This window comes from Pontibacterium sp. (genome assembly GCF_041587635.1).
Lineage (GTDB): Bacteria > Pseudomonadota > Gammaproteobacteria > Pseudomonadales > Balneatricaceae > Pontibacterium.
Map to the genome: position 1 here is coordinate 1 of NZ_JBFGYC010000218.1, position 6131 is coordinate 6131.

6 protein-coding genes are annotated in these 6131 nt (G+C 50.4%); 3 read left to right on the forward strand and 3 right to left on the reverse strand.

Going from position 1 to position 6131, the window contains the following annotated elements:
• Positions 1 to 702, reverse strand: a 702-nt coding sequence (locus tag ABYW01_RS11645) for an IS110 family transposase (protein WP_372832859.1), incomplete at its 3' end; no start/stop codon positions are given.
• Between the two features lie 155 nt (positions 703 to 857).
• Positions 858 to 1604: a TSUP family transporter gene (locus ABYW01_RS11650; protein ID WP_372832861.1), complete on the reverse strand. Its 747-nt coding sequence runs from the start codon at positions 1602 to 1604 to the stop codon at positions 858 to 860.
• Positions 1605 to 2049: 445 nt separating this feature from the next.
• Between ABYW01_RS11650 and ABYW01_RS11655 the strand changes: the two genes are divergently transcribed.
• From ABYW01_RS11655 to ABYW01_RS11665, 3 genes are all read left to right on the forward strand, one after another.
• A complete protein-coding gene (locus ABYW01_RS11655) occupies positions 2050 to 3975 on the forward strand; it encodes an SLC13 family permease (protein ID WP_372832862.1) in 1926 nt (641 codons plus the stop codon).
• Positions 3976 to 4172: 197 nt separating this feature from the next.
• Complete coding sequence (locus ABYW01_RS11660) at positions 4173 to 4493, forward strand: hypothetical protein (protein WP_372832863.1); 321 nt, start codon at positions 4173 to 4175, stop codon at positions 4491 to 4493.
• A 217-nt stretch (positions 4494 to 4710) separates the two neighbouring features.
• Entirely contained in the window at positions 4711 to 5082 is a 372-nt protein-coding gene (locus tag ABYW01_RS11665) for a bacteriohemerythrin (protein ID WP_372832865.1), read from the forward strand.
• A gap of 4 nt (positions 5083 to 5086) precedes the next feature.
• Here ABYW01_RS11665 and ABYW01_RS11670 read toward each other — a convergent pair whose 3' ends face one another.
• Entirely contained in the window at positions 5087 to 5821 is a 735-nt protein-coding gene (locus ABYW01_RS11670) for a sulfite exporter TauE/SafE family protein (RefSeq protein ID WP_372832867.1), read from the reverse strand.
• Positions 5822 to 6131: the final 310 nt, after the last annotated feature.

The following is a 6131-nucleotide window of genomic DNA, read 5'->3' on the forward strand; positions in this document are numbered from 1 at the left end:
ACCGATCCAGCTTTTAAATGCGCTACTGACGATCAGCCCAAAGCCAGGCAGTTCTGATAACCGCTGGCAGACATCATCCTGTTGTACCTGTGCCCGCAGCTGTTGGGCGTACCAGGATACTTCCTCATCCAGCGCCAGAAGACGCGCATACTGTCGTGTCAGGAGCCGCCGTCCGATGACGGTCAATTCGGGGCTGTCACTCTCAAGGATCTCGGGTAACCGCTTTCTAATCGAAGTGATTCCCACCCTGATGACAAAACCTCGTTCCAGTAATAATCCGCGGAGTTGATTGGCTAAGGCTGTGCGTTCTCGAATGAGCTGTTCGCGCATGCGATGCAGCATCTGTTCATCCTGCTGTTCAACCGTTTTGATGGGCACCGGTCGAATCTGCTGATGAAGGCTGGCTTCGGCAATGGCGTGGGCATCGTTGTAATCATTCTTCTGACCGCGTAAATACGCTTTCACATGCTGGGGTGGCAATAGCTCAACCTGATGCCCCTGTGCCTGTAATACCCGTGCCCAATAATGACTGCTTCCACACGCTTCCATGGCGATATGAGTGGGTGGCAGCTTGGCAAAGTGTTGTGCCAGTTGTGAGCGACGTAATCGTTTTTGTTTGATGTCACGACACTGTCGGTTCAGTACCACAAGATGAAAGATATTTTTTGCTAAATCGAGTCCAATCACACTAGGCTTAATCATGGTCTCCTCCTATGTATCCACCAGATAGTGATACTTGTATCTTGGCGCATTGTGACGCCGTAGGATGGGAGGAGACCATCTCATCAACCTACGAATGTCTGCTTGAAGCCGTAGGTTGGGTCGAGCAACGCGATACCCAACATCAAACCCCGGTACTAGATATTCTTCAGCACCAGGCTGGCACCAATTACGATCAGCAGGAAAAATGCAAAACGGCGCATATTGGTGTTGCTCAACGGCGGCGGATAACGTTTTCCGACCCAGGTAAACAGCGTCACCATTGGGATGCAGAAGACTGAGAAGATCAGCATGTCCATCGTCAGTCCGCCTTGTGCACCGACCATCCCGGTGCGGGCCACTGCGCTGAGCAAAAAGATGCTCACCAAACACAGGCGAATCGTTTTTAGTTCAAAAGGCTGCCGGTAAAACAGGTAGACCAATGGCGGTCCTGCCATGCTGAACAAACCCGCCATAACACCCGCTGCTGCTCCGGATCCAGCGAACATCGCGGTTGAAGAGGGTGCTTTCAAAGGTTCCGGTTTGAGCATAATCATCAGGCCTGCCCCGATAATCGTTACGCCAAGCAAGAGCTGCAGGATGTGGTTGAACTCTGCGCTCATGTAATCCAGTAACAGCAGCCCCAGCATAATCGCCGGGAACATACCTGCACAGGTCAGACCGACACGCTTCAGATCCAGAGCCTTTGTGTTGCCCTTTATTGCGACGAGGCCGTTGATAAAGGTGACCGCACTGATGATGACGGAGGTGAAGGCGATCGGAACCAGATCAAAGGTGGTTACGGCTCCCATCACAATCATACCCAGTGCAAAACCGGTCACGGTCTGCACATAGGTGGCAAAAGCAATAATGGCTATAAAAGGCAATAGAGTCATCAGTTCCATCAGTGGGGTATCAACCTCTCTGGGCATTAGAAAATAGTATGGAAGAATAGAAAAAATCAGTCGGTGAGGGGCTCTGGAGGGAGCTTTGACCGATGGGTCGCAAGTGTAAAGAAGCATACTATGGCTTTGATGATCCAGATTAGACCTTAGAGTGGGTCCAGGCTGGTCCCATTTGGGGGCTGGCTCCATATGCGCTAGCAGTCTGGTCGTTGTTCAGAATCGACCCTCTACTTAGCATGGGTATAGGAGCCAGAACTTCGTCAAACGCCATTGCGTTAGGCGGCAAATGGCTAATTTTCGGTTTGGTGAATGAAGTGGATACCGGGAACGTGTCCGCTGAAGCTTATTCACTTTGGAGAAGGCAATGTCTGTGACAAAAACTTCAGATAATAAAAATGAAGCAGACCTACAAAGTTCGACCGCAGCACCCAAGCGGCAACTACCCATGAAACAGATCGTAGCCGGTGGTGTGTTTCTGGCGCTCGCACTGCTGATCAGCCAGATGGTGCCAAGTATCGAAATCGCGTGGGTAAGCGCTATTTTGCTACTGACTATTTACCTTTTTGCCTTCGAAATCGTGGGTGTTGATGTGGCCGCAGCGACCATAATGGTGTTGCTGGGCCTGACCGGACTGTTCGCGCCTGTCATGGGCCTAAGCGAAGGGTTGGTGCCAAACTCTGAACTGTTTAACGGATTCTCCAGTAACGCGGTGATATCTATCATCGCGGTGATGATCATCGGTGCGGGTCTGGATAAGACAGGGCTGATGGGCAAAGTCGCCAACTGGATTCTAAAAGTGGGTGGTACAACCGAAACCCGCATTATCCCGATTATCTCCAGTACTGTCGGTTTCATCTCCTGCTTTATGCAGAACGTGGGTGCGGCGGCGTTGTTCTTGCCGGTGGTGAGTCGTATCTCGGGTCGTACCGGCTTGCCGTTGTCACGCCTGCTGATGCCGATGGGGTTCTGTGCGATTTTAGGTGGCACGATGACCATGATCGGGTCCAGCCCGTTGATCTTGCTGAATGACCTTATCCTGACGTCCAATCAGACGTTGCCCGCTGATCAGCAGATGGATACGTGGTCTCTGTTCTCAGTGACGCCGGTGGGTATCTGTTTGGTGATCACGGGTATTTTGTATTTCGTGATTGCGGGTCGATTTGTACTGCCTACCACCCAGGGTGACGATACCAGCACGAATACCATGGATTACTTCAAAGAGATCTACGGTCTTGACTGCGACGTGATGGAAGTGATGGTATCGCCTGATTCATCGCTGGTGGGTAAGACACTGGAAGACTTTGAAACCACAGACAGTGTGCGGATTACTGCCGTGCAGCTGGCAAACGGTAAGCAGCGTATCGGCAACGGTGGTTTGGATCGCACGGTGGCGGTGGAAGAAAACTCCGTATTGGCGGCGATCGGTGAAGCGGACGCGCTGGAGGCGTTTGCCAATAAGTATGATCTGCAGCGTCGTCCGGATATGGAAACGTTCTCGGAAGCGCTGTCTTCAGGTAAATCCGGTATTGCTGAGCTGGTTATTCCACCGGGTTCTCAGTTGATTGGAAAATCGGCTCTGGAGCTGCGTTTACGTAATGTCTATGGCCTGAGTTTGATGGCGTTGCACCGTTCTGGTGAAACATCGCGTGCGGGTCAGGGTGTGCGCGCTATTGAGTTTGAGCCGGGTGATACTTTGGTGTGCCACACCTCTTGGGAGTCGCTGGCACGCTTGGAGCGTGATCGTAATTTGGTCGTGATGACCCAAAGCTATCCGAAAGAAGAGCTGCGTCCGCACAAGGTTAACTGGGCGTTGGGTTTCTTTGTGATCGCGCTGACGATGGTGTTGTTCACGGATATTCGCCTGTCTGTTGCGCTGATGACCGGTGCAATGGGCATGATTCTGAGTGGTGTACTGAGCATTGATGAAGCCTATGAGGCGGTCAGCTGGAAAACCGTGTTCCTGTTGGCGAGTTTGATTCCGCTGGGCATGGCTGTGGAGAGCACCGGTACAGCTGCGTGGATTGCGGATCAAACACTGAGTCTGCTCGAAGGTATGCCGATCTGGGGTATTCAGGCGGCGGTAGCGGTATTGGCGACATTCTTTACCCTGGTGATGTCCAATGTCGGTGCAACCGTATTGCTGGTGCCTTTGGCAGTGAATATCGCGATTGGGGCGGGCGCTGATCCTGCTGTGTTTGCGCTGACTGTTGCTCTGGCAACATCTAACTCCTTCCTGATTCCTACCCATCAGGTAAACGCTTTGATCATGGGGCCTGCGGGTTATCGGGTGCCGGACTTCATCCGTGCCGGTGGCATCATGACCATACTGTTCCTGGTGGTGTTAATCGTAATGATGAATCTGGTGTTCTGATAATCGGACATAGTATTCAAGCCCTGTAGCAGCGTTGCTGTTGCAGGGGTCTTCGCTTTGCTCCCCTCTGTTTCCCTTCAAATAATAGACCGCAAAATAATTATCACCTTTTCAGACTCATTTCAGCTGTGTGGCTTAAATTTTTAGTAGAGGCACCGTAAGCACGGTGATTCAAAGGCCTGGAAGAGGTGTGTGTCATGGATACTCAGCTGCAATCACAACGTTTAGTACGCGAAAATGGCCAGTTCTCAGGAACTGGGGGCGTGAGCGAGCAAAACCAGCATCAGGGTTTTATTCCGGCGTTTATGGATAAGTTGAGCGGCGATATTGTTCTGTCCCGTTTTAGAAATGGGATGTTGGCACCTGTTCACACGCTTGATGGATTACCCGAGTGTTGGGTAACTGCCCGCGATGTCTCTGGCCGCGTCACTGAGATTAAAAGCTCAGTGATCTCGGGGTTCTTTCGTTTGGGGCGTTTCTTTACCCGGGAAGAAGCGGCGGCGCTGGTTCGCATTTGATCGATTTCAATCTCCAAACTTCGTCTTTGATGGCGCTTTTCCTGCAATCAGCGTGTTGGAGCGCTATCCCCTTTAGCAACAATTGACTCATCACCGGAACACAAAACACCTAAAACTGATCCCTGTCATGAAGGTGTCTTGTGGCGCTAGCGCATCTACGAACGGGCACTTAGGCTTAAATAATAAGTCTGAATAAGTAGGCCGCGTAGGGTGATTCATGGTGATGCAAAAAACCAGCGAAGTGATATGGCAGGATGCACAACATCAGCAACTGTTTCGTCTGATTGATCAGATTAAAGAAAGTCGTGTGGACAACAGCGTGTTTAAGAAATTAAACGATTACGCTGAGTATCATTTCATGCTGGAAGAGCAGTATATGCTCGAACTGGATTATCCTGATCGGGATGCTCATAAGGATGCTCACAACAAGTTTCGTCGTGAGCTGGCAACAATGCTGGAAGAGCATCAAAGTTACGATGAAGATCTGCGCAAGAGTCTGTCTCTGTTTCTGCGAGAATGGCTCAAGCGTCACGTGTTAGGTACGGATAAAAAGCTTGAGCGCTTCATCATGGAATCCAACAGTAAATAGCGGATCAGCTATAGAGCTGAGTAAATCCCCGCCACAATATGGCCATGCTGGAACCGAGTGAAAGCAGAACAATCAACGGTTTCAGATAGCTGCCTTTAAAGCGACTATCCAGCAGGATAGATAGCAGAAAACCAAGCACAACGCCCGGTATCATCTGGAGCGTGAGTGCGACTTGTTCTACCGTAAAATGACCCGACCACGCCAGTACGCTCAGCGACATTAACGTACCGATCAAAAAATACAGCCCAAGTTCCGCTCGCGCCTGTTGAGGTTCGCTGTTTTGATAGACCAGTGCAATGGGTGGTCCGCCAACGGATGTCGTTGTTCCCATCACGCCGGAGAAGAATCCAGCAACCATCAGGTTACGTGGGGATTGATGTAGTTTGATATGACGATAGGTCAGCCCTACCGACAGCATGATCAGCAGTGCGAAACCAATCATCAGTAACGACTGAGGCAGCAATGTCAGTAGGGTAATGCCAATGAGCACGCCGGGAAGGCGGCCATATAAGGCTAGGCGGGTGTTGCCGAATTGCAGTTTCTGGCGATAGCGGAAAGTGTTCAGCACGCAAAGTGTACATCCCAGTGACAGAATCGGAGCGGGTAAAAATGCGCTGTCGATCAATACCAGAACGGGTGCTGCGATCACGGCTATGCCGATCCCACTTAAACTTTGCAGTGTCGCGCCGAGAGTGACCGTTAAAAGTGCGGTGGTAAGCAAAAGCGGGTCGGAAATCATTGGACAAGACACATTCGCAGAGAGGGGTGTCCATTATCAGAGACCTAACCCAACACAACCAAGTTAGTAAAACTAATAAAGCCATGAGGAATAGTTATCTGATCGGAAAGCGCTATCAAGTTAAGCTGTGGTTTGCTTGTCCAATCACGACCTATCGTTGTATAGGTATCGCCTGTTTTAGGCTATTTATTTAGGTAAATGTGCTGTTTAAAAAAGATTTTTAAAATGTTTTGCTTTCACTCTTATTCTAAAATAGCATCGCGTGAAATTGATGACTTCATTCAACCGGGCGTGAACGAATGCACGAGTA

Coding starts and splice junctions, on each gene's coding strand:
- ABYW01_RS11665 (WP_372832865.1), top strand. CDS start 4,711: ATGGTGATGCAAAAAACCAGCGAAGTGATATGGCAGGATGCACAACAT.
- ABYW01_RS11650 (WP_372832861.1), bottom strand. CDS start 1,604: ATGGAACTGATGACTCTATTGCCTTTTATAGCCATTATTGCTTTTGCC.
- ABYW01_RS11655 (WP_372832862.1), top strand. CDS start 2,050: ATGAAACAGATCGTAGCCGGTGGTGTGTTTCTGGCGCTCGCACTGCTG.
- ABYW01_RS11670 (WP_372832867.1), bottom strand. CDS start 5,821: ATGATTTCCGACCCGCTTTTGCTTACCACCGCACTTTTAACGGTCACT.
- ABYW01_RS11660 (WP_372832863.1), top strand. CDS start 4,173: ATGGATACTCAGCTGCAATCACAACGTTTAGTACGCGAAAATGGCCAG.